Origin of the sequence: Streptomyces kaniharaensis (assembly GCF_009569385.1) — a bacterium.
In the GTDB taxonomy this organism is placed as follows: Bacteria; Actinomycetota; Actinomycetes; order Streptomycetales; family Streptomycetaceae; genus Kitasatospora; species Kitasatospora kaniharaensis.
Genome location: NZ_WBOF01000001.1, coordinates 2,485,734 through 2,509,935 on the forward strand (window position 1 = coordinate 2,485,734; position 24,202 = coordinate 2,509,935).

Here is a 24,202-nt window from a genome sequence, read left to right on the forward strand (position 1 = left end):
AATCACACGACACTAATGCGCCCTTAATCAGCTCATCCGTTCCAGAGCGGGACATAAGGCGTTATCGGAACATTTCTCGTGGTCGACCGCATTGGCCGCGCACTGAAGCCGACTGCCGCCCGGCAGGCCCTTTGCTTCACTCCTGGGAGTGAGTCCGGCGCGGGCCGTGCTCTCGCCGCTGCACCGCTGGTCCTACGACCTCGGCCCGATGTCGCAACCCGCGACCGCCGACTACCGTGCGGTACGTGTACCCGTCCCCGCAGCCCGAAGCTGCCTCCCACGCCACGCCCGACGAGTTCCGGGCCGCACTCTCCCAGCTCGCCGCCGGCGTGAGCCTGGTGACCGTCCACGACCCGGAGGACGGCGAGGACATCGGCATGACCGCCACGTCCTTCCTCTCCGTGTCGCTGGAGCCGCCGCTGGTGCTGATCTCGGTCCGCGAGGACTCCCGGATGGACGAGGTGCTCTCCCGGGTCGACACGTGGGCGGTCTCGCTGCTCGCCGAGGGGCAGAAGGCGCTCGGCTCCCGCTTCGCCATGAAGGGCCGGCTCAGCGACCGGCTGCTGTTCGCCGACACCGCACACCACCGCGGCCCGGTCACCGGCGCCCCGCTGATCGAGGGCGCGCTCGCGACCGTCGAGTGCCGCACCGAACAGCGGATACCCGCGGGCGACCACACCCTGCTGCTTGGCCGCGTCCTGGAGGCCGTCGTCCCGAACCCCGGAGGCCGGCCGCTGCTCTACTTCCGTGGCGGCTACCGCACCCTCGGCTGACCGGCGGGCGTCACTCCCCGCCACGCGGCACGCGCCGCCCCTGCTTCAGCTCGGAGCGGTGCCGCTTGTTGAACAGCCGCCGCTCGACCATGCCCCGGCTCGGCCGGGTCGCCCGCCGCGCCTTCGGCGGGGGCGCGCAGGCCTCGGTCAGCACCGCGGACAGCCGGGCCGCGGCCGCCTCCCGGTTGCGCCACTGCGAGCGGAACTCCGAGGCCTGGATCACCAGCACGCGGCCGTCCACCAGCCGGCCGGCCAGCCGCTCCACGGCACGCTCGCGCCAGACCTCGGGCAGCGCCTTCGAGGCCGCCAGGTCGTAGCGCAGCTCGACCTTGCTGTCGGACGTGTTGACGTGCTGGCCGCCGGGGCCGGAGGAACGCGAGAAGCGCCAGACGAGCTCGGCGTCGGGGACGACCACCGACCCCCGTACGCGGATGGGCTCGGGCATACGCCCATCATGCCGCGCCGGGCCCGTAGGGTCACCCGGTTATCCGCCCGGGCCCGGAGCCCCGACAATGGCCTGTGTGATCGAGCTCGGCTACTCCCTCTCCAACCGCTTCCCCGACCCCCCGCAGACCGACTACCGCACCGCCTCGGTGCACGCCCTGCGGTACGACCTCTTCTGCGGCGACGTCTACCTCGACGCCGAGGGCGCGGAGCTGTCCACCGTCTGGGGCTGGGTCCCGGTGCTCGACTTCGCCTGGGCGCTGTGCGACATCGCCGAGCAGCTGGACCGCGACCCGGACGGCAGCCGCGCCGCTCGGGTGCAGACCGCCGACCTCGACTTCACCCAGAACACCGAGCTGCTCCGGTTCGCCCGCCGCTTCAACTGGGTCGAGATCACCGCGACCTGGCTGCCCGACGAGCCGCCGGCCGTCGTCCGCCACAGCGAACTGCGGCGCGAGGCACGGGACTTCCTCCAGGACACCCTCGCCGATCTCTTCGACATGCACCCCGGCCTGGCCGACAATCCGAACATCTGGTCGCTCCAGGGCCGGTTCCGCCGGATCTGACCCCGGCATTGCCCTGACTTTGCCCGGAATTGGCGCCCGCGGAGAATGGTCGGCCACCGGTGGAACCAACCCGCCGCACCGCTGCGTTCTCCCGGGAAAGCGAACGAAGGGACAGCAATCACCATGCCAGTGAGCCTCTCCAAGGGTGGCAACGTCTCGCTGACCAAGGAGGCCCCGGGCCTGTCCGCGGTCACCGTCGGCCTGGGCTGGGACGTCCGCACCACGACCGGCGCCGAATTCGACCTGGACGCCAGCGCCATCGTGCTGAACGCGGACGGCAAGGTGCTGTCCAACGCGCACTTCGTGTTCTTCAACAACACCAGCACGCCGGACAGCACCGTCGTGCACACCGGCGACAACCGCACCGGCGAGGGCGCGGGCGACGACGAGTCGATCAACGTCAAGCTGGCCGGCCTGCCCGCCGAGGCCGCCAAGATCGTCTTCCCGGTCACCATCTACGACGGCGTCGCCCGCGGGCAGAACTTCGGCCAGGTCCGCAACGCCTACATCCGCGTGGTGAACGCCGCCGGCGGCGCCGAGATCGCCCGCTACGACCTCTCCGAGGACGCCGCCACCGAGACGGCGATGATCTTCGGTGAGCTCTACCGCAACGGCGCCGACTGGAAGTTCCGCGCCGTCGGCCAGGGCTACGCCTCCGGCCTGGCCGGCATCGCCCAGGACTTCGGCGTCCAGCTCTGACGCCCTCCCGGGCCCGCCCGGGAACGACACCGCGGCGCAGGAGGTCGGTCGGTCCGACGTCCTGCGCCGCGGTGTTGTCGGGTCGTCAGCGCGAGGCGCGCAGCCGCGGCAGCTGGATCTGCTCGGTCTCGTCCTCAGGCGTCAGGTCCACCACGGTCGGTTCGCCCTGCTCCGGCTCGACGGCCGGCCTCGGCTCCTTCGCGCTCGCCTCGGCCGCCTGCGCGTCGGCCAGCGCCTTCGCGGCCACCGCCTCGTCGCCCACGACGTCCGCCAGGTCCGTCCGCTCGTTCAGCTCGGCCACGCTGCCGACGGCCGGCGCCGGGGCCGCCGCCCGCACCGCGGCACCCGGGCTTCGGCCGAAGAAACTGAAGCCCTGCCCACGCGCCTGCCCGGACTGTGCCGGGCGCGGGCGCTGCCGCTCGGCCGGCACCGCGGGCACGGACGACGCGCCGCCCAGCTGCCCGACCGTGGCGGTCAGCATCGGCCGTACCGGCGCGGCCTTCACCGGAGTCGGAGCCGGGGCCTGCGCGGGAGCCTGGACCGCCGGGGCCTGCGCCGGGGTGGGCACCGCCGGGGCCACCGGAGCCGGCACCGAGGGCGCCACCGGAGCCTGCGCGACCGGCACCGTCCGCGCCCGCAGCGCGACCTCCGCGCCCGCCGTCCGCTCGCGCTGCGCCTCCTGCTCCGCCGCCCGCCGCGCCAGCAGCCGCAGCACGGCCCCGGCCCGGACGAACGCGGCCGGGCTGGCCGGGTACTTGGGACGGCTCGCGGCCAGCGCCCGCTGGGCCGCCTCGGCCTCCTTGAGCGCCTGCTCGGCGACCATCACGGCGCGCTCGCGCAGCAGCCGGGCGATCTCCGTCTCGGCCTTCGCCAGGCGCGACTTCTCGGCCGTCAGCCGCCGCCCGAACCGGGTGGCCCGCTCCTCGGCGACCTCCGCCGCGTACTCGGCCTCGGCGAGCTGCTCCTCGAAGCGCTCATCGGCCCGCATCCGCTGCGCGGCGAACATCTCGGCCGCCGCCCGGGCCGCCTTGTCGCGCTGCTTCAGCAGGACCGCGAAGCCGAGCGTCGCGAACACCGCCGCGACGCCCACCGAACGGACCAGGATGGTGTCCTGACTGAAAAGCAGAGCGGCCAGAGCGGCGACGAGCAGCACGCCGGCGGCGGTGGGGGGAACGACCCGGCCGAGGACGGAGGAATGACGGTGGCGTCCGCGAGACATGCCAAGAAACTAGCGTGCGAATTGGGGCCGTGTCAGCCCAGGGTGCGCTTTGGCCCTTGACAGTGCGCGCGTACTTCGGCACGCGCCCCGCACTTCACCCGGGATCACGGCCGATTCCGCTGTTCAGCGGTGTGATGCCGCCGGGCCGCCCGGATCGTCGTGATTCTCCGGCAGCTTGCACACGTGCTGGAGCCAGAGCGCCGCCGCGATCACCGCGGCCCCCGCCAGCACGGCGAGGCCGGCCGTCACCGCCTGGTCCTTGCGGGCCGACACGTCGAGTTCGCCGAGCAGGTAGATCCCCGCCCCCGCGTAGATGCCGGTGACCACCGCCGAGACCAGCGCGCTCGCCTGCCCCAGCACGACCGCCCGGGCCGCGAGCAGCGGGTCGACCCCCTTCGCACCGGGCTGCCGCTCGCGCACCGCCTTCAGCCGGGCCCGCAGCGAGATCGTGGTCGCCAGCAGGATCACCGCCACCGCGGCCAGCACCACCGGCGCCGCACCCGGCACCGCCGGCAGCGTGTCCAGGGAGGCCCACAGCTTGGCGCCGGCCCACGACAGCGCCGTCGTAGCGGCGGTGATGCCGACCAGCAGGCGGAGGCGAAGCAGCTTCACTCGGACGAGGTCCTTCCCGGGGTACCAGAGACGGCCGCCCGCCCGGGGCCGGGTGCGGCGGCGCCAGGCCACCGTACCGGGCCCGGCCGGGCGGACGGCGCGCGGACGGCGGACACCTACTCGTACGGCCGGGCCCCCACCCGAGTTCCCCGGCCACGGGCCGGCCGGCGGCCCGGAGCCGCCTACTCCGGCAGCGTCAGCCGGATGTCGTCCCGCCGCCGGACGCCCTGCGCGTCCGGGCCGCCGAGCTTCTCCAGCAGGTCCGCGACCTGCCCGTGGCCCGGCACCTCGGCCTCCGGCTGGGCGTCCAGCCACGGCGCGAGCACGAAGGCCCGCTCGTGCGAGCGCGGGTGCGGCAGCAGCAGCTGCGGGTCGTCGCTGAGGACGCCCTCGTACGCCAGGATGTCGACGTCCAGGGTGCGCGGGCCCCAGTGCACGGTCCTGACCCGGCCGAAGGCGTCCTCGATCGCGTTTCCGCGCTCCAGCAGGTCGCGCGGAGGCAGCGAGGTGCGCAGCACCACGACCGCGTTGTAGTAGTTCGGCTGCTCGTCCGGCCCGCCGACGGCCTCGGTCTCGTAGACCGCGGAGACGGCCTTGATCCTCAGCCCCGGGGTGTCGGCGAGGGCGTCCACGGCACCCTGCAGGGTGTCCAGGCGGTTGCCCAGGTTGCTGCCGAGAGCGATCACCGCGCAGCGCTGGGAGTGCAGTGTGGTGTCGGCGGAGTCCACCCGGCTCTCCAGGTCGAACGTGGTCGGCGAGGCGGTCGGGTCGCTGGTGCTCATCGCAAGTCCTCTACATCGGAAACCGGGTACGCGCCAGCGGTCATGCGCGCCCCCGGTGGATGGTCACGGTCACGTCGTCGAACGGCACGGTGATCGGGGCGTCCGGCTTGTGCACGGTGACCTCGACCTCCTCGACCGCGTCGTGCTTCAGGCACTGGTCGGCGATGCGCTGGGCCAGGGTCTCGATCAGGTCGACCGGTTCCCCGGCGATGATCGCGGTGACCTCCTCGGCCACGATCCCGTAGTGCGCCGTGCGGGTGAGGTCGTCGCCGGACGCGGCGGGGCGGGTGTCCAGGTACAGCACGAGGTCGACCACGAAGGTCTGGCCCTCGACGCGCTCACGCTCGAAGACGCCGTGGTGGCCCCGGGCACGCAGACCCCGCAGGGTGACGCGGTCCAGCAAACGAATCACTGCTCCCAGTCGGACGGGCCCCGCCCGGAGAAAGGCTATGGACGGACAGGGCGAAGGCGGGCGACAGGCCCGCACTCCGTTTCGAATCTACCCGCGGGCGCCGACAACGTCTGACCGTCCTACCCGGCACGAACCGTCGCCACGCACGCCGAAATGGCGATTGACGTGAACGTTCGGTGACCATTCGGAAATTCCCGGGCGATGCCCCGGAGGCGCATTGACGCGGAGGCTCCGGTCAGTCCCCGTCGTCCTCGTCGCCGCTGGTCAGCACGGGTGAACCGTGGTGCGACCAGAGCTTCCACCCGGCCGGGGTGCGCCGGAAGAGATTCGTCGAGACGACCTTTCCGCCGACCAGCGGACCGAGTTCTCCCTCCTCCTCCGCCTCGCCGCCGGAGAGGATGTTCTCGGTGCACGTGACAAGAGCCACATCTCCGTGCAGCTCGGCCTCGACATCGGTCAGGAAGAACTGGATGTACTCCGTGTTCATCATGATCAGCATGTACGACCGGGTCACCTGGGCCCGTCCGCGCAGCACCGGCCAGCCCGGGTGCACACACACCACGCCGCCCTTGTCGTCCGCGTCCGCGGCTCCCAGCCAGGCGTCCTCGACCGCCTCCAGGTCCCCCCGCTCCAGCGCCTCGTAGAGCGCCCGGTTCGCCGCGAGCACGGCCTCCAGGTCCGCCTCGCGGGCCCGTCCCGCCGCTGCTCCGCTCAACCTGCCGTCACCTGCCACAGACCCTCCCGTCCTAGCCCTGTCGGGCTGCGCGCTGCCAGGCCGCAACCACCCGGACGGCGTCCGCCGTGCCGGACACGTCGTGCACCCGCACCGCCCAGGCCCCCGCCCTGGCCGACAGCACCGAGACCGCGGCGGTCGCGTCGTCGCGCTCCCGGGCCGGGCGCAGCTCCCCGGTTTCCGGGTCGGCCAGCAGCGTACCCAGGAACCGCTTGCGCGATGCGGCGACGAGGACGGGCCGGCCGAGCGCGGTGAGCGCGTCCAGCCGGCCGAGCAGCGCCCAGTTGTGCTCGGCGGTCTTGGCGAAGCCCAGCCCCGGGTCGAGGATCAGCTGGTCCTCCTTGACGCCGGCCGCCATCAGGGCGTCCATGCGGGCGGTCAGCTCGGCGACCACGTCCTGCACCACGTCGTCGTAGACGGCCAGCGCGTCCATGTCGGCGGACTGCCCGCGCCAGTGCATCACCACGAACGGCACGCCGGTCTCGGCGACCACCCGGGCCATCGCCGGGTCGGCGAGCCCGCCGGAGACGTCGTTGACGATCTTCGCGCCGGCCGCCACGGCCTGCTCGGCGACGGAGGCGCGCATGGTGTCGACGGAGACCGCCACCCCGGCCGCGGCCAGTTCCCGCACCACGGGCAGGACCCGGCCCAGCTCCTCCTCCTCGGGCACCCGCTGCGCGCCGGGCCGGGTGGACTCGCCACCGACGTCCACCAGGTCGGCGCCCCGGGCCCGGAGCGCGAGCCCGTGCGCGATCGCGCGGGCGGGGTCGTGCCACATCCCGCCGTCCGAGAAGGAGTCGGGCGTGACGTTGACCACGCCCATCACGGCGCAGCGGTCGAGCCGCGGGAGTCCGGCCGGCAGGCTGAAGGACGGCGAGTTGCTCATGTCCTCATTATCGGACGGGGCCCCCGCCGAGGGTTCTCGGCGGGGGCCCCGTTCTACGCGGCGGCGGCTCAGGCGGCCTCGGTGACACCCTTCGCGGCCGGGGTCGGCATCAGGCCCTCGCGCTGGCGCTTGCGGCCGAAGCGCGGCATGCCGAGGGTGATGAAGGCCTCGGCCTGCATCGCGGCGAATCCGATGCGCGGCAGGTCGCGGGTGTTCGGGAACACCAGGAAGCGCGGCTCCCACTCGGGCTGGAACTTGGCGTTGAACTTGTACAGCGACTCGATCTGGAACCAGCGCGACAGGAACACCAGCAGCCCGCGCCAGGCCCGCAGCACCGGGCCGGCGCCGATCCGCTCGCCGCGGGCCAGCGCCGAGCGGAACATCGCGAAGTTGAGCGACACCCGGCGGACGCCCAGGGCGGGCACGGCCTGCAGGGCGGCGACGATCAGCAGCTCGTTCAGACCCGGGTCAGCGGCGCGGTCGCGGCGCATCAGCTCCAGCGAGATGCCGTCCGGCCCCCAGGGCACGAAGTGCAGCACGGCCTTCAGGTCGTCGCCGCTCTCGCCCTCCTCCGGCGCCTTGTGGGCGGTGACCACCACGCAGTCGTCGTCGAGCGGGTCGCCGAAGCGGCCCAGGGCCATCGAGAAGCCGCGCTCGGTGTCGGTGCCGCGCCAGCGGGCGGCGGCGTCGGCGATCCGGTACTTCTCGTCGACGGTCAGGTCGGAGACCCGGCGCACCTGGCAGGAGTAGCCGTTGCGCTCGATCCGCTTGACCATCTGGCGGACGTTGCGCATGGCCCGGCCGGAGAGCGAGAACGTGCTGGTGTCGACGATCGCCTCGTCGCCCAGCTCCAGCGCGTCCAGGCCCGCCTCGCGGGTCCAGACCTCGCCGCCGACCTCGCTGCAGCCCATCACGGCGGGCACCCAGGCGTGCTCGCGGGCCTCGGCCATGAAGACCTTGATCGCGCCCGGCCAGGCCTCGACGTCGCCGACCGGGTCGCCGGAGGCGAGCATCACGCCGGAGACCACCCGGTAGGAGATGGCGGCCTTGCCGGTGGGCGAGAACAGCACGCTCTTGTCGCGGCGCAGCGCGAAGTAGCCGAGCGAGTCGCGCTCGCCGTGCCGGTCGAGCAGCGCGCGGACCTTCTCCTCGTCCTCCGGGGTGAGCTCGGGCTTCGGCTTGCCCGGGCGCAGCGCCAGGTAGGCGGTGGTGAAGGCGGTCAGCAGGCCGAGCCCGCCGAGCAGGTAGGCGACCAGGTCGGACATCCGGATGTTGGTGTAGCGGATCGGCCCTTCGAAGCCGAACAGCCCGTAGGCGACGTGCTGGACGCGCTCGTACAGGCCGGGGTGGCCGATCTCGTACTTGGTCCGGGTGCTCACGATCAGCAGGCCGAGCAGCGCGCTGAGGGTGCCCATGACGACCAGGTTGGCCAGGGCGCGCCAGCGGGTGCGCGGGTCGGCCTTGGCGTAGAACTCGCGCTGGTGCACCAGCATGACGGCGAGGACCACCAGCGAGACCACGGCGGGGCCGACCTGGTGCCAGCGCACGATGTGCAGCGCGGCGCCGACCGGCAGCAGGACGCAGACCGCCCGCCAGGCGCGACGCTTGCGCCGGCGCAGCGCGTGCGCGAGCGGCACCAGCAGGATGCCGACCATCATCGTCCCGACCGCGGCCAGGGTGGTGGTCCCGCCCGGCAGCTGCCCGGCGACGGTGTGCATCCTGCTGTGCCGGAGCTTGGGGAACACCGCGCTGGCGATGTCCACCAGTCCGATCAGGAAGCAGGCGTACCCGACCACGCCGGGGAGCCAGGCCCTCGGTACGGCGGCCGCCTGGGTACGAAGCGTCTGCAGGCCGCGGCGGCGGTGCGGCTGCTCGGGGCTCGGCTCATCGGACACGGGAACGCTCATGGAAGCTCAGCGTAGAGGCTGCGGGGCGCTGTCCGGTCACTCCGGGGGAGCGCGTGTGAGGGACCTTCATGCCTATTCCTTCATCAGGCAATGCGCATACCAAGGAACCGGAAACGGTCGGTAAACCGGTGCCGAAGGTGCGCTGCGGTTGAGCCGGGGGTGGGAGCCGAGGACCGCCGTAGCGTGGCGCGACGGAGGCCTCCGGGACGCGTTACGTACGGTGGACGCCGCATTCTAGGGCGCCGGTTGCCCGTGATCATCCCCGGCCTCCCGGGCCCGCCCCGGCGTCCGGACGGACTAACCACGGTGGCCCGGGCTGACGGACCACCAGACGATGAAAGCGTGCACCGACAGGGTCCCACCGGAAGGCCGACAGCATGGAACTGACCAGCGACGCGCTGGTGAACTCGCTGCTCGCACTCGGCGCTGCGGCTCTCATCACCACCCTCTGGATCTGGCCCCGGCTCGCGAGGCAGCGCCCGCTGCCGGTGCTGGCCCGGATCGGGCTGCTGACGGTCACTCAGGCCTCGGTCCTGGCCGTGCTGGCGCTGTCGGTCAACAACTCCTTCGGGTTCTACACCTCGTGGGACGACCTGCTCAACCCCGGCGGCACCAAGCTCGCGCTGACCAGCAACGAGAACCACAAGGGCGGCGCCCCGGCCTCCGACGCGCTGATCCAGCCCACCAACGAGGGCGGCCTGGAGACCGTCCACGACCTGCCCAAGGGCCCGCCCGAGGAGGTCGGCAAGGTCGAGTCGGTCAAGGTCACCGGCAAGGAGACCGGCCTGTCCGACCAGATGTTCGTCTACCTGCCGCCGGAGTACTTCGACCCCAAGCTCGCCCTGGTCCGCTTCCCCGTGCTGGTGGCCGTCGCCGGCTTCCCCGGCACGACGCTCAACCTGGTGAAGGACCTGCCGGTCATCCAGACCGTGGCGGACCTGCAGAAGAACGGCAAGATGCCGCCGACGATCGTCGTGCTGACCCGCCCGACCATCGCCCCGCCGCGCAACACCGAGTGCGTGGACGTCCCCGGCGGGCCGCGCGTCGAGTCCTGGTTCGTCAGGGACATCCCCGAGGCCCTGCGCAGCACCTACCGGATCGGCCGCGCGGCCAACTCCTGGGGCGTCTTCGGCTACTCGACCGGCGGCAGCTGCGCGCTGCGGCTGGCGATGCGCTACCCCAACGTCTACGGCACCACGGCGGGCCTGCACGCCGACTTCACCGTGCACGAGGACCAGTTCACCGGCGGCAGCCTGTTCGGCGGCGACAAGGCGCTGGCGCAGCAGAGCGACCTCGGCTGGCGGCTGCAGAACAACCCCGCGCCGGCCCTGTCGATGCTGGTGGTCTCCACCCGCAAGGAGGCGGACTACCCGCAGACCGTCCAGTTCGTCGAGCAGGCCCAGCAGGTCGCGGCGGCCAACCCGCAGTTCAGGGTCGAGTCGCTCTACCTCGACGACGGCGGTCACAACTTCGACAGCTGGGTCCGCGAGCTCCCGGCCTCGCTCGAGTGGCTGGGCGCGCACCTCGGCTAGCGCGTGCGGGTGATTACCCGCGGGTCGGCCACCTCCGGCCGGCGGCTCGGGGGAACGTATCGCGGCCACCCGCCCGGCTCCCCGGCGGGCGCCGCCCCGGATGCGCGCAGGAGGCGCCGTGCTGAGCACCCGCTCGCTCTTCAACGAGATCTACCGGAACGACCAGGCCTACCAGCTGTTCTGCAGCATCGCGGCCGGCGGCGAGGACCAGGGCGGCTGGGAGAACGAGCGGATCACCGCCCTCACCCGGGACCCGGTCCTCGCCCCGAAGGTGGCCCGGCACGGCGCCGACGAGCGCAAGCACGGCCGGATCTTCACCCAGCTGCTGAACAAGCGCGGACTGCCCAAGGTCGACGTCCCGGCCGACGCCGACTACTGCATGCTGCTGGAGCGCAAGGGCGTCGGCCTGTCCCACGAGCGGCTGAAGAGCGACGTCCCGCTGACCGACCGCGAGATCATCACCTACCTCGCGCACAGCCGGGTCACCGAGCAGCGCGCGGCCGAGCAGATGCGCCAGCTGGTCAGGGTGTACGGGGACAACCCGGACCTCGGCCGGGCGATGCGGATGATCTCCGCCGACGAGGACAACCACCTCGCCTACTGCCAGGAGGAACTGCTGCGGCTCCAGGCCGAAGGCCACGGCCCGTACATCCGGCACACGCTGGAGACCAGCGCCCGAGGCGAGATCCGCACCTACCGGGACGTCGGCCTCGCGGTGACGTCCCGGATGGCGAGGATCCTCCGCTGGCCGCGCTGGCAGCTGGCGGTCGTCACCCTCGGGGTGCAAGCCCTCTACCTGTACGACCGCGCGTTCGGCTGGCGGCGGATGGTGACGCTGAGGATGCCCGAGCGCCACAACGCGCTGGGCACCCCGGCCCCGTCGCACGCCGAGCACGAGGTGTTCTGAGCGGCTCTGAGCGGCTCCCGCAGGGCCCTAACGGCCGATGATGAGGCTCATCGCCTCGGCCCGGGTGGCCGGGTCGCGCAGCTGCCCGCGGACGCAGGACGTGATGGTCTTGGCACCCGGCTTGCGGATCCCGCGCATCGACATGCACATGTGCTCGCACTCGACCACGACGATCGCGCCGCGCGGCTCCAGGATCCGCATCAGTGCGTCGGCGACCTGGCTGGTCAGCCGCTCCTGCACCTGCGGGCGGCGGGCGTAGACGTCGACCAGCCGGGCCAGCTTGGACAGGCCGGTGATCTTGCCGCTGGTGGACGGGATGTACCCGACGTGCGCCACCCCACGGAACGGCACCAGGTGGTGCTCGCAGACGGACGTCAGCTCGATGTCCTTCACGAGCACCATCTCGTCGTGCCCGAGGTCGAAGGTGGTCGTCAGGACGTCCTCCGGCTCCTGCCAGAGGCCCGCGAATATCTCCTTGTACGCACGCGCGACCCGGGCCGGGGTCTCCAGCAGGCCCTCGCGGTCGGGGTCCTCCCCGACGGCGAGCAGCAGCTCGCGGATGGCGTTCTCGGCCCGCTTCTGGTCGAAGGTCCCGACGGCGGGCGGGCCGTCGAGCGTCACCGGGTCGATCATGCGGGCCTCGCTTACTAAAGGGGGAAAACGTTGCGAACAGCACGGATGCCGCGCCTCCAGGGTACAAACCCTGGTGACACGGCATCCATTCCGTCCTGGGGCCGGGATCAGCCCTCCGTGGGCGGCTCCGCGGCCGGCATCGGCGGGAGCTTCACGATGTCGACCGGAGCGGTGTCGCCGGCGGTGACGGCGCCGTTGGTGAGCGCCAGCTCCTTGGGCGACTGCACCGGCGGGCGGGTGGACGGCGTCCGGCGGGCGGAGCCCGTCCAGGCCGGCCGGGCCGGGCGCTTGACGATCGGGGCGAAGATCTCGGCGATCTGCTCCTTGTTCAGGGTCTCCTTCTCCAGGAGCTCCAGAACCAGGTTGTCGAGCACGTCGCGGTTCTCGACCAGGATCTCCCAGGCCTCGTTGTGCGCGTTCTCGATGAGCTTCTTGACCTCTTCGTCGACCAGCCCGGCGACCTCTTCCGAGTAGTCGCGCTGGTGACCCATCTCACGGCCCAGGAACGGCTCCGAGTTGTCGGTGCCGAACTTGATCGCACCGAGGCGCTCGGTCATGCCGTACTGGGTGACCATGGCCCGCGCCGTCGCGGTGGCCTTCTCGATGTCGTTCGAGGCACCGGTGGTCGGGTCGTGGAAGACCAGCTCCTCCGCAGCGCGCCCGCCCAGCATGTAGGCCAGCTGGTCGAGCATCTCATTGCGGGTGGTGGAGTACTTGTCCTCGTCCGGCAGCACCATGGTGTAGCCGAGGGCCCGGCCGCGGGACAGGATGGTGATCTTGTGCACCGGGTCGCTGTACTGGCAGGCCGCCGCGACCAGGGCGTGGCCGCCCTCGTGGTACGCGGTGATCTTCTTCTCCTTGTCGGACATGATCCGCGTGCGCTTCTGCGGACCCGCCACGACGCGGTCGATCGCCTCGTCCAGGATGAAGTTGTCGATCAGCTTCTTGTCCGAGCGGGCGGTCAGCAGCGCGGCCTCGTTGAGGACGTTCGACAGATCCGCGCCGGTGAAGCCGGGCGTGCGCTTGGCGACGGCCGACAGGTCGACGTCGGGCGCGATCGGCTTGCCCTTCTGGTGCACCTTGAGGATGTCCAGACGGCCCTGGAGGTCGGGGCGCTCCACCGCGATCTGGCGGTCGAAGCGGCCCGGGCGCAGCAGCGCCGGGTCCAGGATGTCGGGGCGGTTGGTCGCGGCGATGAGGATCACGCCGCCCTTGACGTCGAAGCCGTCCATCTCGACCAGCAGCTGGTTGAGGGTCTGCTCGCGCTCGTCGTGGCCGCCGCCCAGACCCGCACCGCGGTGCCGGCCGACGGCGTCGATCTCGTCGACGAAGACGATCGCCGGGGCGTTCGCCTTGGCCTGCTCGAACAGGTCGCGGACGCGGCTGGCACCGACACCGACGAACATCTCGACGAAGTCCGAACCGGAGATGGAGTAGAAGGGCACCCCGGCCTCGCCCGCGACGGCACGCGCCAGCAGGGTCTTGCCGGTACCGGGCGGGCCGTACAGCAGCACGCCCTTGGGGATCTTCGCGCCGACGGCCTGGAACTTGGCCGGCTCCTGCAGGAACTCCTTGATCTCGTGGAGCTCCTCGACCGCCTCGTCCGCACCCGCGACGTCCGCGAAGGTGGTCTTGGGGGTGTCCTTGGTGAGCAGCTTGGCCTTGGACTTGCCGAACTGCATGACCCGCGAGCCGCCGCCCTGCATCTGGTTCATCAGGAACAGGAAGACCAGAACGATGATCACGATGGGCAGCATCGACAGCAGCAGGCTGACGAAGGTGCTCTGCTTCTCCGGGCTGATGGTGTAGCCCTCGGAGAGGGTGTTCGGGTCCTTGTCGTTGATCTGGGCCTGCAGCTTGTCGGCGATCGCGACACCCTGGTCGCCGATGTACGAGGCCTGGAACTTGCTGCCGGACGGGGCCTTGCCCGTGCCGGCGCTGGACAGCGTGGTGCCGTCCTTGAGCTGGATCTTGATCGTGTTCGAGTCACCGGTGGTGATCTGCGCGGACTTGACCTGCTTCGCGTCGATCGCCGCGACGACCTGACCGGTGTCCACCGTCTTGTAGCCGTTCGAGTCCGAAACGACCTGCATCAGCACGATGACGGCGAGGACGGCCAGCACGATCCACATGATCGGCGCACGGAAGTATCGCTTAACGTCCATCCATGCGGGGCGTTGCCGCCCCGTCCCTCCTGCCACTCAACGGCGCCGTGGGGCTGTGGGCCGCGGCGCATCCGGTCTGTGCTCATGTGAAGAGCGGTTTATTGGACCGTACCGCAGTCGGACCCACCGATGGCGGGAGCGCGGCGACACGGTTGTGGTTCTTTGTCCCCCCGATCCAACGGGCGGGAACGACGTACTGTTCCCGCCCATCGCCCGAACGGGGCTCTCAGCCGCCGTAGACGTGCGGGGCGAGGGTACCGATGAACGGCAGGTTGCGCAGCTTCTCCGCGTAGTCGAGGCCGTAGCCGACGACGAACTCGTTCGGGATGTCGAAGCCGACGTACTTCACGTCGATCTCGACCTTGGCCGCGTCCGGCTTGCGCAGCAGGGTGCAGACCTCCAGCGAGGCCGGGCCGCGCGAGCCCAGGTTGCCCAGCAGCCAGGACAGCGTCAGACCGGAGTCGATGATGTCCTCGACGATCAGGACGTCCCGGCCGGCGATGTCGGTGTCGAGGTCCTTGAGGATCCGCACCACGCCGGAGGACTTGGTGCCCATGCCGTACGACGACACGGCCATCCAGTCCATCGTGACCTGCGAGTGCAGGGCCCGGGCGAGGTCGGCCATGACCATCACGGCCCCCTTGAGGACGCCGACGATCAGCAGGTCCTTGCCTGCGTAGTCCCGGTCGATGCGCTCGGCCAGCTCCAGGAGCTTGGCGTCGATCTCGTCCTTGCTGATGAGCACCTTCGCGAGGTCAGCGCCCATGTCGTTCTGGTCCACCGGGGATACGTCCTCAAACGTTCGGGGTCTGTGTGGCCGGAGGCCGGGCTCCCCCGGGACATGCCTGCCCGTCAGTCGCCCTGCCGCCGAAAGACCAGCGTGCCACACCTGCGGGTGGCCTCGACTCCCCCGGGTAGGTGCAGCGGCCCCTGGCCACGCCATCCGGTGACCAGCAGGTCGATGGCTTCCAGGTGCCGCGCGAACAGGTCCCCGCCCGGACAGCCCGCCCGCAGCGCGGCCCGGCGCAGCACCCGGCGGCGGACCGCGGGCGGCAGTTCGGCCAGTTTCACGGCGTCCAGGGCGTCCTCGCCCGTCCGGAGGTCGCGCTCGGCCAGGGAGGCCCACTGGTCGAGGGCGTCGGCGTCGTCGCGGAACAGCCGGGCGGTGCGGGCCAGCGCCTCGACCACGCCGCCGCCCAGGTGCTTCTCCAGCACGGGCAGCACCTCGTGGCGCACCCGGGAGCGGGTGTAGGCGGGGTCACAGTTGTGCGGGTCGTCCCAGACCGGGATCGCCTGGGCGGAGCAGGCCTGCCGGGTGGCCGCCCGGTCCAGCTCCAGCAGCGGGCGGCGGTAGCGGCCCTTCTGCGCGGGCATGCCGGCCAGCGAGCGGGCGCCCGAGCCGCGGGCCAGGCCCAGCAGCACCGTCTCGGCCTGGTCGTCCCGGGTGTGGCCGAGCAGCACCGCGATCGCGCCGTGGCGCTCGGCGGCGTCGTCCAGCGCCGCGTACCGGGCGTCCCGGGCGGCGGCCTCCGGACCACCGGACCGGCCGACCCGGACCGGGATCGCCTCGACCGGGTCCAGGCCCAGCGAGCGCAGCCGCTCGGCCACCTGGGCGGCGCGGTCGGCGGAGCCGGGCTGGAGGCCGTGGTCGACGGTGACGGCGCCGACCCGCAGGCCGATCTTGGGCGCCTCGAAGGCGGCGGCGATGGCCAGCGCCATGGAGTCCGCGCCGCCGCTCACGGCGACCAGGACCAGCGGGGAGCCGGGCGCGGCCGGGGTGCGGGGCAGCCCGGACGGGTGGCGCGCGGCGTTGCCGATCAGGGTGGTGCCGACGGCGGCACCGACCAGCGGCGCCCCGGCCGGGCGCTCGCGGGGCTCGCGCGCGGGCGCGGTGAAGGTGGAACCGGCCTCGGCGGCGAGGTCGGTGAGCGTGCGGCGTACGGCCAGGCGTATCGCGGCGACGGCGGGGTGTGGGCCCACGGCGGACGACTCCTCGGCGGAGGGGGACAGGGACGGCGGTGGGCGCGGCGGGGACCGCGCATTTCTGTGAGCACCGTGTTACCGGGCGCTCACAGATGGTGGCAGAAAGGAGCGACCCGCTACGCCACCCGCGCCACCGGTACGACCACCGTCCCACGTTCGGGTGAATGGAGAAACGTATCTTCACGCTCGGCCCGCCCGATTGGACCACGCGTACGAACGGACCGCGACCACCGTGCGGCGGTCGCGGTCCTGGCAGTCGGGCTCCGGCTCAGCGGGCGACGCGGGCGACCCAGGCAGCCGGGTCGTGGATCTCCTCCTTGGTCGGCAGCGTGTTCGGGGACGTCCAGACCCGGTTGAAGCCGTCCATCCCGACGCGCTCGACCACGCCCCGGACGAACACCGCGCCGTCCTGGTACTGGCGGATCTTGGCGTCCATCCCCAGCAGCCGGCGCAGCATCAGGTCCAGCCGGTTCGCGCCGCGGTCCCGGCGCTGCTGGAACTTCTCCCGGATCTCCGCGACCGTCGGCACCACCGCCGGGCCGACCCCGTCCATCACCACGTCCGCGTGGCCCTCCAGCAGCGACATCACCGCCGTCAGCCGGGCCAGGATCTCGCGCTGCGCGGGCGTCTGCACGATCTCCAGCAGCCCGGTCGCCGCGGTGGCCGGCTCCCGGCCCCCGCCCCCCGGCAGCCCGCCGCCCAGCGCGCCCGCGGCGCCCCGCAGACGGTCCAGCAGGGCGCCCGGGTCGACGTCCGTCTCGGCCAGGAAGGACTGCACCTCGGACTGGATGTGGTCGCGCAGCCACGGCACCGCGGTGAACTGCGTGCGGTGGGTCTCCTCGTGCAGGCAGACCCAGAGCCGGAAGTCGGACGGGTCGACGTCCAGCTCCCGCTCGACGTGCACGATGTTCGGCGCCACCAGCAGCAGCCGGCCCGGGCCCGGCCCGTCCGCACCGAGGCGCGGCTTCTCGAACAGGGCCGCCGGGCTGTCCGGCGCCTCCAGCGACGGCTCCGCCGGGGCGAAGGTCTCGTACTGGCCGAGCACCTTGCTCGCCAGGAAGGCCAGCAGCGCGCCCACCTCGATACCGGTGGCCTTCTCCCCCACCGTGCCGAACACGCCCGCCGTCGATCCGTTCGCCCGGCGCGCCTGGAGCTTCTCCACCAGCGGCTGGACGATCGTGCGGAACCCCGCCACGTTGGCCCGCACCCACCCGGGGCGGTCCACCACCAGCACCGGCGTCGCGGCGGCCTCGGCCAGGCTCGTGGACCGCATGCCGGTGAACGCCCGGACGTGCTCCTCCGCCTCCAGGGCGTGCCGCCTCAGCTCGGCCACCACGGCCGCCGCCTCCGCCCGGCTCACCTCCGGCCCCGGCCGCATCAGCCTGGTCGCGGTTGCGACCGCGAGATTCCAGTCGACCATGTCAGCACCGCCGCTCGCGCTCGTCATGCCCTCACCGTACGTGTTCCCGCCCATCGGGGGGAGCCACCCACCCCGACCAGCCCGCCCGACCCGGCCTCGCCCGCCGTCGCGGGCACCACCCGGGCACCCCCTGCTGCCCGTGCCCTCCTTGCCGGACCCCCGCCGGACCCCCGCCGGGCCCCCGCCGAACCCCACGGCCAACCCGATCCGCCGGCCGCCGAGCGCGCACTCGGGCGCGGTCCGGCAAACACGAGCTGCCCAGCCAGCGCGCCAACTCCCCTGCCCGTCGGCCTCGTTGCCCCGGCGGTCAGTGACAGCCGCAGGCGGCCAGGCGGGCGACGATGCGGTCCATCGCGGCGCGGGCGGTGTCGGCGGGGGCGGGCGTGCGGGTCATGACGGCGAAGGCGAGGAGGCGGCCGTCGGCGTCGACGACGGTGCCGGCAAGGGTGTTGACGCCGCTGAGGCTGCCGGTCTTCGCGCGGACCAGGCCCGCCGCGTCGGCGGCGCCCGACCCGGCACCGAAGCGCTTGCCGAGGGTGCCCGTGAAGCCCGCGATCGGGAGGCCGGTGAGGACCGGGCGCAGGGCGGGGTGCCGGTCGGAGGCGGCCAGGGCCAGGAGTTGGACCAGGACGGCCGGCGGGATCGCGTTGTCCGGGTGCAGGCCGCTGCCGTCGTCGAGGACCACGCCGGTCATCGGCACGCCGAGCCGGGCGAGCTCCTGCTTCACGGCGGTGGCCGCGCCCTCGAAGCTGGCGGGCTGGTGCGCGGCGACGGCCGCCTGACGGGCGATCGCCTCGGCAAGGGTGTTGTCGGAGGTGGTGAGCAGCCGTTCGACCAGCCGCGCGATGGTCGGCGAGTCGACCCGGCCGAGGACGGGGGCGGTCGCGGCGGCCGGGGCGGCGGCGGGCCTGGCCTTGCCGTCGACGGTGACGCCCTCGGCCCTGAGCAGGGCGGCGAAGCTCTCGGCGGCCGCACCGGCCGGGTCGGCGACGCGGGGCGGCGCCTCCTCCCGGCTCTTCGGGTCGACCTTGCCCTCGTCGACCATCAGCGGGACGACCAGCGCGATGTTCGCCGCGTCGTGGTTCTTGTGCTGCGGGTTGCCCGCGTACATGGACAGGTCGTAGTCCAGCGTGACGGCGGTGGTGCCGGCGGCCCTGAGGGCGGCGGCGGTCTGCCGGGCGAGCGCGTCGAGCGAGGCGGGGGCGGTGTCGGCGTCGGCGGGGAGGCCGCCGATCTGCACCTGGTCGGCGGGGAGCGCGGTGAGCGTCGGGTCGCCGCCACCCACCAGGGTGATTTCGCCGGGGTTGGCACCCTTGACGACCCGGGTGGTCAGCCGGGTGTCCGAAGGGATCAGGGAGAGGGCCGCGATCGAGGTGGCCAGCTTGGTGGTGGAGGCGGGGGTGGCCGGGGTGTTCTCCCCGGAGCCGTACAGGAGTTGGCCGGCGGACGCGTCGGCGACGGCGAAGGTGACCGTACCGAGGGTCCGGTCGCCGAGCGCGGCGGCGAGCGCCTGCTGGAGGCCCTGGGTGGTGGGGAGGGCGGTGGCCGCACCGGCCTCGACGGAGGCGAGGACGGCGGGGGAGGCGGGAGCCGGCCGGGCGCCGGCACTCGGTGCCGAGGCGGCGCCGGAGGGGCCGCCTGCGGGCGGCTCGGCCGGGCGCTTGGTCCCCTTCTCGCCGGGGCGCTTGCCCTTCCCGTGGTCGCCCTTGCCGTGGTCGTCCCTCTTGCCGCCGTCCCGGTCGTCGTCCTCCCCGCGCCCGGCGCTGTGGTCACCGGGCGCGGGCTGCGCGTACGCACCACCCGAGGTCAGCACCGTTCCGGCCACCAGCACCGCGGCCCCGAACAGTCCCGCGACCGTGCCCCTGCGGCGGCGCCCCGCCCCAACCCCAGCACCCACCGACCGGCCCCTTTCCCGAGCACTCACTCCCGTAGGAGACACTTGGATTCTGTCAGTCCCTACCTTGGAGGAACCGTTGGAGTTCGACGTCCTTATCGAAATCCCGAAGGGCTCTCGTAACAAGTACGAGGTCGACCACGAGACCGGCCGTCTGCGGCTCGACCGGATGCTCTTCACCTCGACCCGCTACCCGGCCGACTACGGCTACGTCGAGGGCACGCTCGGCGAGGACGGCGACCCGCTGGACGCCCTGGTGATCCTGGACGAGCCGACCTTCCCGGGCTGCCTGATCAAGTGCCGCGCGATCGGCATGTTCCAGATGACCGACGAGGCCGGCGGCGACGACAAGCTGCTGTGCGTCCCGGCGACCGACCCGCGCTGGGAGCACCTGCGGGACATCCACCACGTGTCGGAGTTCGACCGCCTGGAGATCCAGCACTTCTTCGAGGTCTACAAGGACCTGGAGCCGGGCAAGTCCGTCGAGGGCGCCAACTGGGTCGGCCGCGCCGAGGCCGAGGCCGAGGTCACCGCTTCGATCAAGCGCCTGGCGGAGCAGGGCGGCCACTGAGCCGTCGTTCCGATCTCGTTCGACAGTTCGAGGTAGGTCGGGGCAGTCGGAGGCCGGGGTTGCGGAGTCGTCCGCGGGCCCCGGCCTCCGCCGTTCCCGGGGTCCGGTCCCTGGGCCCGTTTCCGGCGTTCGGGCGGACAGTTGGTCTTGCCGACGGACTGTCGGCAAGGCTCGACCCGGCTCTGCTGCGCACGCGTGGGTCTGCCGACGGCCCGGCGGGCAGGTGCTCAGTCCTCCAGCCGGAAGCCGATCTTCAGCCCGACCTGGTAGTGCCCGATCCGGCCGTCCTCCAGGTGCCCGCGGACCTGCGTGACCTCGAACCAGTCGAGGTTGCGCAGCGTCCGGGAGGCCCGTTCCACACCGTTGCGGATGGCGGCGTCGACGCTCTCGGTCGACGACCCGACGATCTCGGTCACCCGGTACACGTGCTCGCTCATGGCAGACTCCCTCAGCTGTGCGACGGCCCCCGGTCCACCGTGCACCGCGCCGGGCCCGCCCGCACGCCGACGCCCGCCGCAGGAGTCCCGAGGCCCCCTAGAACGCCGCCCGGACGTGCCCGACCGGAGCCCCGCCGCCGAGCAGCGGGGACGCGCCGATCCGCTCGACGACGTCGTCCGCGCCGGTCACTCCCAGCCGGCGCAGCGCGGCCGCCAGGACCGGGCCGCGGGCCCGCTCCGCGCCGTCGTCGATCTTGAAGGCGAGCGCCCGCCCGTCCGGCAGCGCCACGACCTGGACGCCTTCGGCGCCCATCTTGGACAGGGTGCCCGGGATCGCCCGCATCAGCCAGGTGTCGGCCCGGCGGGTGCCGGCCACGTACTCGGGGTGGGCGCGCATCGCGTCGGCCACCCGGCGCTGCGGGGTGCCCTCGGCGGCCAGCACCAGCCCCCGGTAGGCGCGGGCGAGGCCGGTCAGGGAGACCGCCAGCAGCGGCGCGCCGCAGCCGTCCACCCCGGCGTGCAGCACGGTCTCGCCGGTGCTCTCCTCCAGGGCCTCGCGGGCCAGCAGCTGGAGGGGGTGGGCCGGGTCGAGGTAGCTCTCGGTGTCCCAGCCGTTGGCGACGCAGGCGGCCAGCCAGCCGGCGTGCTTGCCGGAGCAGTCCATCATGATCGGGGCGCGCTCGCCGCCGGCGCGGAGCAGCAGCTCGGCCTCGGTCTCGTCGAGCGGCAGGTCGGCCGGGGTGCGCAGGGCGGACTCGTCCAGCCCGGCGGAGGCCAGGATCGCCCGCACGCCGTCGCGGTGAAACGATTCGGCAGAGTGGCTGGAGGCCGCCAGCGCCAGCAGCTCCCCGTCGAGCGCCAGCCCGGCCCGCAGTGTGGCCATCGCCTGGAACGGCTTGGCGGTGGACCGGGGGAAGACCGGCACGTCGGGGGCGCCGAGCGCGAACTCGACCGATCCGTCGGCGGCGAGGAGCACCAGGGAGCCGTGGTGCCGGCCCTCGGTGAAGCCCGAACGTATGACCTCGGCGAGCACGGTCGGGGTGACGGACTGCGACATGGCGGAGCCTTCCGGGGCGAGGGTGGACCGGGGGCGAGCCAAGCCCCACCCGCCTATGGTGCCTCACCTGGTCGGATGATCAGAACGGGCCGCCCGCGAGCAGATCGTCGACCCGTGCTTCGCCGTCGCGGTACCTGCGGGTGATTTCGGCGTTGCAACCGTCCGCGGTGCGCAGCAGCCGCTGCCGCCGCCCGGACACCTCCCGCTCGTGCGCCCGCAGCCGCTCCAGAGCGGCCAGCAGTTCCTCGGCCGGGTGCGCGGCCAGGTCGGCGAGCTGGACGTCGCCCATCAGCGCGTCCGCCTCCAGCTGCGACTCGTACCCGCGCGGCGGCCCCAGGGTGACGTGCCGGGCCGAGCGCCGCACGGTGGAGGGCGCGTCGGTGAGGATGGCCGGCAGCCGGTCCAGCAGGTCTCCGGACGGCCCCTCGGCGCCGCCCGTCCCGTCGCCCGTCCCGCTGCCCGTCCCATCGGCCGTCCCGGCGGGCCGGGCCGGGCCGCCCGGACGGCGGTCGAGCTCGGCGCGCAGGATGTCCATCCGCCCGTGCAGCAACCGCCGCAGGTAGGAGAGGTCGGCCTCCTGCTCCAGGGTCTCCCGGCGCAGGATCCGCAGCTGGTCCAGGCCCAGCCGCTCCAGATCGGGCTCCTCCTGGTCGGCCACCCGCCCGGACCGGTCCCGCGCCGCGCTGCTCGCGTTCATCAACCAACCCACCTGCCGTCGTCCGATCCCGCCCGCTCGCGGCACCCCGTCCCTGCCGCAGGTCCGTCCCGTCCGATGGCACGCTCGGGCTCCCCCGGGAGTTCCGGTTCCCGCCGGATACCACCCACCGGGGCGAAACCGCCGGAACGCCTGACCTACCGGCTCGACCGCCCGGTCGAACCCGGACCCGGTGCGGCGGACCTCCTGGCACCCCGGGCCATGCGTACGGTCCCCCAGCGTGCCACCCCGCCCGGCGCGGACGCACCGCCCGTGCACCCGAACGGCCCCCTGGCGAACCGGGGTGGCTGATATGACCGGGCCTTTCCGCCGAAAGTACGGCGCCCGACCCCGCGCAGGCGCGCACTACCCGGCGTGCGCCACGACGGCATGCGCCGTGCCGCGAGCGCGCACCGGCCCCCGCCGGACGGCCCGGGCGGCTCCGGCACAATGGCCGCATGCGAGCAGTGGTGCAGCGAGTGACCGAGGCCAGGGTGACGGTGGCCGGAGAGACCGTCGGCGCGATCGAGGGGCCCGGGCTCTGCGTCCTGGTAGGCGTCACCCACGACGACAACCCCGCCAAGGCCGCCCAGCTGGCCCGCAAGCTATGGACGCTGCGGCTGCTGCCGGCCGACGAGAACGGCGTCGAGCAGTCCTGCTCCGACCTCGCCGCCCCGCTGCTGGTGATCAGCCAGTTCACCCTCTACGGTGACGCCCGCAAGGGCCGCCGCCCCACCTGGAACGCCGCCGCCCCCGGCCCGGTCGCCGAGCCTCTGGTGGACGAGGTGGTCGCCCAACTGCGCGCGCTCGGCGCCAAGGTGGAGACGGGCCGGTTCGGCGCCGACATGCAGGTGGCGCTGGTGAACGACGGCCCGTTCACCGTCCTCGTCGAGGTCTGACCCGCGGGATCACTGCGGGACGATCACGTCCTGGCTGCCGAGCACCGTCCCGGCCAGCAGCACCGCGTCGACCGGCACGTTCCGCTTGACGATCGCCAGCGCGATCGGCCCCAGCTCGTGGTGGCGCGCCGAGGACGTGACGAAGCCGAGCGCCCGCCCGTCCGGGTCCGCGGCGAGCCGCACCTCCGTGCCGTGCGGGGGCAGCGTCTCCTCGGTACCGTCCAGGTGCAGGAAGACCAGCCGGCGCGGCGGGCGGCCCAGGTTGTGCACCCGGGCGACGGTCTCCTGCCCGCGGTAGCAGCCCTTCTGCAGGTGGACGGCGGTGCGCAGCCAGTCCACCTCGTGCGGGATGGTCCGGTGGTCGGTCTCGAAGCCGAGCCGCGGCCGGTGCCCCTCGATCCGCAGCGCCTCGTACGCCCAGACGCCGGCCGCCGGGCCGTACCCGGCGGTGAGCTTCTCCAGGTCGGCGCGGGGCACGAACAGGTCGCGACCGTACGGGAGTTCACGCACCGCGGCGACCCTCTCGACGGAGCCCGTGGAGCCGGCCGGCAGGTACACCACGGCATAGTCGGCGGTCGCGTCGGCCACCTCGACCCGGTAGAAGAACTTCATGCTCTCCAGGTAGGCCACCAGCGCCCCCTGGGTGCCCGGCTCGACGTGCGCCCACGTGGTGGTGCCGTCGTCGACCAGGTAGAGCGCGTGCTCGACGTGCCCGTGCGGGGAGAGCACCAGCGCCTCGGTGGCCTGCTGCGGCGGCAGCGCGCTGACGTGCTGGGTGAGCAGCAGGTGCAGCCAGGCCAGCCGGTCGTCGCCGGTGACGGTGACCACGCCCCGGTGCGAGAGGTCCACGAAGCCCGTGCCCTGTGCGAGGTGGCGTTGCTCCCGGAAGATGTCGCCGTAGTGGGCGGCGACCCCCTCGTCGGCTCCCTCGGCGGGAACGGCTCCGGGCAGGGCAAGCAGCGGGCTCTTCATACCGG

The 24,202-nt window shown here is 72.9% G+C and carries 25 protein-coding genes; 7 read left to right on the top strand and 18 right to left on the bottom strand.

What is annotated here, in order from left to right:
• Positions 1-236 precede the first annotated feature (236 nt).
• On the top strand, positions 237-773 hold the full coding sequence (locus F7Q99_RS11300; RefSeq protein ID WP_407697768.1) for a flavin reductase family protein: 537 nt from the start codon (positions 237-239) through the stop codon (positions 771-773).
• A gap of 10 nt (positions 774-783) precedes the next feature.
• Here F7Q99_RS11300 and arfB read toward each other — a convergent pair whose 3' ends face one another.
• The gene (gene arfB / locus F7Q99_RS11305; protein WP_153461122.1) at positions 784-1,218 is read right to left on the bottom strand and encodes an alternative ribosome rescue aminoacyl-tRNA hydrolase ArfB; all 435 of its coding nucleotides are present in this window, start codon (positions 1,216-1,218) and stop codon (positions 784-786) included.
• Positions 1,219-1,285: 67 nt separating this feature from the next.
• Between arfB and F7Q99_RS11310 the strand changes: the two genes are divergently transcribed.
• Both F7Q99_RS11310 and F7Q99_RS11315 read left to right on the top strand, forming a co-directional pair.
• Positions 1,286-1,783 (top strand): hypothetical protein, encoded by a 498-nt coding sequence (locus F7Q99_RS11310; RefSeq protein WP_153461123.1) that lies wholly within the window; start codon positions 1,286-1,288, stop codon positions 1,781-1,783.
• Positions 1,784-1,906: 123 nt separating this feature from the next.
• On the top strand, positions 1,907-2,482 hold the full coding sequence (locus F7Q99_RS11315) for a TerD family protein (RefSeq protein ID WP_153461124.1): 576 nt from the start codon (positions 1,907-1,909) through the stop codon (positions 2,480-2,482).
• Between the two features lie 85 nt (positions 2,483-2,567).
• Here the strand turns inward: F7Q99_RS11315 and F7Q99_RS11320 are convergent, their stop codons facing one another.
• From F7Q99_RS11320 to F7Q99_RS11350, 7 genes are all read right to left on the bottom strand, one after another.
• Positions 2,568-3,701 (bottom strand): hypothetical protein, encoded by a 1,134-nt coding sequence (locus F7Q99_RS11320; RefSeq protein ID WP_153461125.1) that lies wholly within the window; start codon positions 3,699-3,701, stop codon positions 2,568-2,570.
• Between the two features lie 123 nt (positions 3,702-3,824).
• A complete protein-coding gene (locus F7Q99_RS11325) occupies positions 3,825-4,313 on the bottom strand; it encodes a DUF3180 domain-containing protein (RefSeq protein WP_326846541.1) in 489 nt (162 codons plus the stop codon).
• A gap of 182 nt (positions 4,314-4,495) precedes the next feature.
• Entirely contained in the window at positions 4,496-5,095 is a 600-nt protein-coding gene (gene folK, locus F7Q99_RS11330; RefSeq protein WP_153461126.1) for a 2-amino-4-hydroxy-6-hydroxymethyldihydropteridine diphosphokinase, read from the bottom strand.
• Between the two features lie 40 nt (positions 5,096-5,135).
• Complete coding sequence (folB, locus tag F7Q99_RS11335) at positions 5,136-5,495, bottom strand: dihydroneopterin aldolase (RefSeq protein WP_030288941.1); 360 nt, start codon at positions 5,493-5,495, stop codon at positions 5,136-5,138.
• 247 nt (positions 5,496-5,742) lie between these two features.
• Positions 5,743-6,222 (bottom strand): nuclear transport factor 2 family protein, encoded by a 480-nt coding sequence (locus tag F7Q99_RS11340; RefSeq protein ID WP_153461127.1) that lies wholly within the window; start codon positions 6,220-6,222, stop codon positions 5,743-5,745.
• Positions 6,223-6,253: 31 nt separating this feature from the next.
• Entirely contained in the window at positions 6,254-7,126 is an 873-nt protein-coding gene (gene folP / locus F7Q99_RS11345) for a dihydropteroate synthase (RefSeq protein ID WP_153461128.1), read from the bottom strand.
• A 68-nt stretch (positions 7,127-7,194) separates the two neighbouring features.
• Positions 7,195-9,033: a phosphatidylglycerol lysyltransferase domain-containing protein gene (locus F7Q99_RS11350; RefSeq protein WP_153461129.1), complete on the bottom strand. Its 1,839-nt coding sequence runs from the start codon at positions 9,031-9,033 to the stop codon at positions 7,195-7,197.
• A 377-nt stretch (positions 9,034-9,410) separates the two neighbouring features.
• On the opposite strand from F7Q99_RS11350, the gene F7Q99_RS11355 reads away from it, so the two are divergent.
• Together F7Q99_RS11355 and F7Q99_RS11360 are read left to right on the top strand one after the other, a co-directional pair.
• On the top strand, positions 9,411-10,565 hold the full coding sequence (locus tag F7Q99_RS11355) for an alpha/beta hydrolase (RefSeq protein WP_153461130.1): 1,155 nt from the start codon (positions 9,411-9,413) through the stop codon (positions 10,563-10,565).
• 118 nt (positions 10,566-10,683) lie between these two features.
• Entirely contained in the window at positions 10,684-11,472 is a 789-nt protein-coding gene (locus F7Q99_RS11360) for a ferritin-like domain-containing protein (RefSeq protein ID WP_326846542.1), read from the top strand.
• Positions 11,473-11,499: 27 nt separating this feature from the next.
• Here F7Q99_RS11360 and folE read toward each other — a convergent pair whose 3' ends face one another.
• From folE to dacB, 6 genes are all read right to left on the bottom strand, one after another.
• Positions 11,500-12,105 (bottom strand): GTP cyclohydrolase I FolE, encoded by a 606-nt coding sequence (folE, locus tag F7Q99_RS11365; RefSeq protein WP_030309924.1) that lies wholly within the window; start codon positions 12,103-12,105, stop codon positions 11,500-11,502.
• A gap of 107 nt (positions 12,106-12,212) precedes the next feature.
• On the bottom strand, positions 12,213-14,270 hold the full coding sequence (ftsH, locus tag F7Q99_RS11370) for an ATP-dependent zinc metalloprotease FtsH (protein ID WP_195911039.1): 2,058 nt from the start codon (positions 14,268-14,270) through the stop codon (positions 12,213-12,215).
• A 226-nt stretch (positions 14,271-14,496) separates the two neighbouring features.
• Positions 14,497-15,051 carry a hypoxanthine phosphoribosyltransferase gene (hpt, locus tag F7Q99_RS11375; protein ID WP_030059589.1) on the bottom strand — a complete coding sequence of 185 codons (555 nt, stop codon included), beginning with the start codon at positions 15,049-15,051 and terminating at the stop codon, positions 14,497-14,499.
• Positions 15,052-15,122: 71 nt separating this feature from the next.
• The gene (gene tilS, locus F7Q99_RS11380) at positions 15,123-16,250 is read right to left on the bottom strand and encodes a tRNA lysidine(34) synthetase TilS (protein ID WP_326846543.1); all 1,128 of its coding nucleotides are present in this window, start codon (positions 16,248-16,250) and stop codon (positions 15,123-15,125) included.
• 271 nt (positions 16,251-16,521) lie between these two features.
• Positions 16,522-17,700 (bottom strand): zinc-dependent metalloprotease, encoded by a 1,179-nt coding sequence (locus F7Q99_RS11385; RefSeq protein ID WP_153461133.1) that lies wholly within the window; start codon positions 17,698-17,700, stop codon positions 16,522-16,524.
• Positions 17,701-17,980: 280 nt separating this feature from the next.
• A complete protein-coding gene (gene dacB, locus F7Q99_RS11390) occupies positions 17,981-19,570 on the bottom strand; it encodes a D-alanyl-D-alanine carboxypeptidase/D-alanyl-D-alanine endopeptidase (RefSeq protein ID WP_153461134.1) in 1,590 nt (529 codons plus the stop codon).
• Positions 19,571-19,646: 76 nt separating this feature from the next.
• Here dacB and F7Q99_RS11395 point away from each other — a divergent pair, with 76 nt between their 5' ends.
• Positions 19,647-20,138: an inorganic diphosphatase gene (locus F7Q99_RS11395; protein ID WP_030244505.1), complete on the top strand. Its 492-nt coding sequence runs from the start codon at positions 19,647-19,649 to the stop codon at positions 20,136-20,138.
• 227 nt (positions 20,139-20,365) lie between these two features.
• Here the strand turns inward: F7Q99_RS11395 and F7Q99_RS11400 are convergent, their stop codons facing one another.
• The 3 genes from F7Q99_RS11400 to F7Q99_RS11410 form a co-directional block, all read right to left on the bottom strand.
• Positions 20,366-20,575 (bottom strand): dodecin, encoded by a 210-nt coding sequence (locus F7Q99_RS11400; protein ID WP_153461135.1) that lies wholly within the window; start codon positions 20,573-20,575, stop codon positions 20,366-20,368.
• A gap of 97 nt (positions 20,576-20,672) precedes the next feature.
• On the bottom strand, positions 20,673-21,632 hold the full coding sequence (locus F7Q99_RS11405) for an asparaginase (RefSeq protein WP_153461136.1): 960 nt from the start codon (positions 21,630-21,632) through the stop codon (positions 20,673-20,675).
• A gap of 79 nt (positions 21,633-21,711) precedes the next feature.
• A complete protein-coding gene (locus F7Q99_RS11410) occupies positions 21,712-22,329 on the bottom strand; it encodes an RsiG family protein (RefSeq protein WP_230210189.1) in 618 nt (205 codons plus the stop codon).
• Between the two features lie 455 nt (positions 22,330-22,784).
• On the opposite strand from F7Q99_RS11410, the gene dtd reads away from it, so the two are divergent.
• Positions 22,785-23,225, top strand: a complete 441-nt coding sequence (dtd, locus tag F7Q99_RS11415) for a D-aminoacyl-tRNA deacylase (protein WP_153461137.1) — start codon at positions 22,785-22,787, stop codon at positions 23,223-23,225.
• A 9-nt stretch (positions 23,226-23,234) separates the two neighbouring features.
• Here the strand turns inward: dtd and ygfZ are convergent, their stop codons facing one another.
• Complete coding sequence (ygfZ, locus tag F7Q99_RS11420; RefSeq protein ID WP_153461138.1) at positions 23,235-24,197, bottom strand: CAF17-like 4Fe-4S cluster assembly/insertion protein YgfZ; 963 nt, start codon at positions 24,195-24,197, stop codon at positions 23,235-23,237.
• Positions 24,198-24,202 lie beyond the last annotated feature (5 nt).

Excerpts from the sequence above, each read along its gene's own strand:
- F7Q99_RS11315 (WP_153461124.1), top strand. The coding sequence starts at position 1,907 with ATGCCAGTGAGCCTCTCCAAGGGTGGCAACGTCTCGCTGACCAAGGAG.
- F7Q99_RS11400 (WP_153461135.1), bottom strand. The coding sequence starts at position 20,575 with ATGAGCGAGCACGTGTACCGGGTGACCGAGATCGTCGGGTCGTCGACC.
- folP (WP_153461128.1), bottom strand. The coding sequence starts at position 7,126 with ATGAGCAACTCGCCGTCCTTCAGCCTGCCGGCCGGACTCCCGCGGCTC.
- F7Q99_RS11385 (WP_153461133.1), bottom strand. The coding sequence starts at position 17,700 with ATGACGAGCGCGAGCGGCGGTGCTGACATGGTCGACTGGAATCTCGCG.
- F7Q99_RS11350 (WP_153461129.1), bottom strand. The coding sequence starts at position 9,033 with ATGAGCGTTCCCGTGTCCGATGAGCCGAGCCCCGAGCAGCCGCACCGC.
- folE (WP_030309924.1), bottom strand. The coding sequence starts at position 12,105 with ATGATCGACCCGGTGACGCTCGACGGCCCGCCCGCCGTCGGGACCTTC.
- ygfZ (WP_153461138.1), bottom strand. The coding sequence starts at position 24,197 with ATGAAGAGCCCGCTGCTTGCCCTGCCCGGAGCCGTTCCCGCCGAGGGA.
- F7Q99_RS11405 (WP_153461136.1), bottom strand. The coding sequence starts at position 21,632 with ATGTCGCAGTCCGTCACCCCGACCGTGCTCGCCGAGGTCATACGTTCG.
- F7Q99_RS11355 (WP_153461130.1), top strand. The coding sequence starts at position 9,411 with ATGGAACTGACCAGCGACGCGCTGGTGAACTCGCTGCTCGCACTCGGC.
- arfB (WP_153461122.1), bottom strand. The coding sequence starts at position 1,218 with ATGCCCGAGCCCATCCGCGTACGGGGGTCGGTGGTCGTCCCCGACGCC.
- dtd (WP_153461137.1), top strand. The coding sequence starts at position 22,785 with ATGCGAGCAGTGGTGCAGCGAGTGACCGAGGCCAGGGTGACGGTGGCC.
- ftsH (WP_195911039.1), bottom strand. The coding sequence starts at position 14,270 with ATGGACGTTAAGCGATACTTCCGTGCGCCGATCATGTGGATCGTGCTG.
- folK (WP_153461126.1), bottom strand. The coding sequence starts at position 5,095 with ATGAGCACCAGCGACCCGACCGCCTCGCCGACCACGTTCGACCTGGAG.
- F7Q99_RS11310 (WP_153461123.1), top strand. The coding sequence starts at position 1,286 with ATGGCCTGTGTGATCGAGCTCGGCTACTCCCTCTCCAACCGCTTCCCC.
- F7Q99_RS11410 (WP_230210189.1), bottom strand. The coding sequence starts at position 22,329 with ATGAACGCGAGCAGCGCGGCGCGGGACCGGTCCGGGCGGGTGGCCGAC.
- F7Q99_RS11320 (WP_153461125.1), bottom strand. The coding sequence starts at position 3,701 with ATGTCTCGCGGACGCCACCGTCATTCCTCCGTCCTCGGCCGGGTCGTT.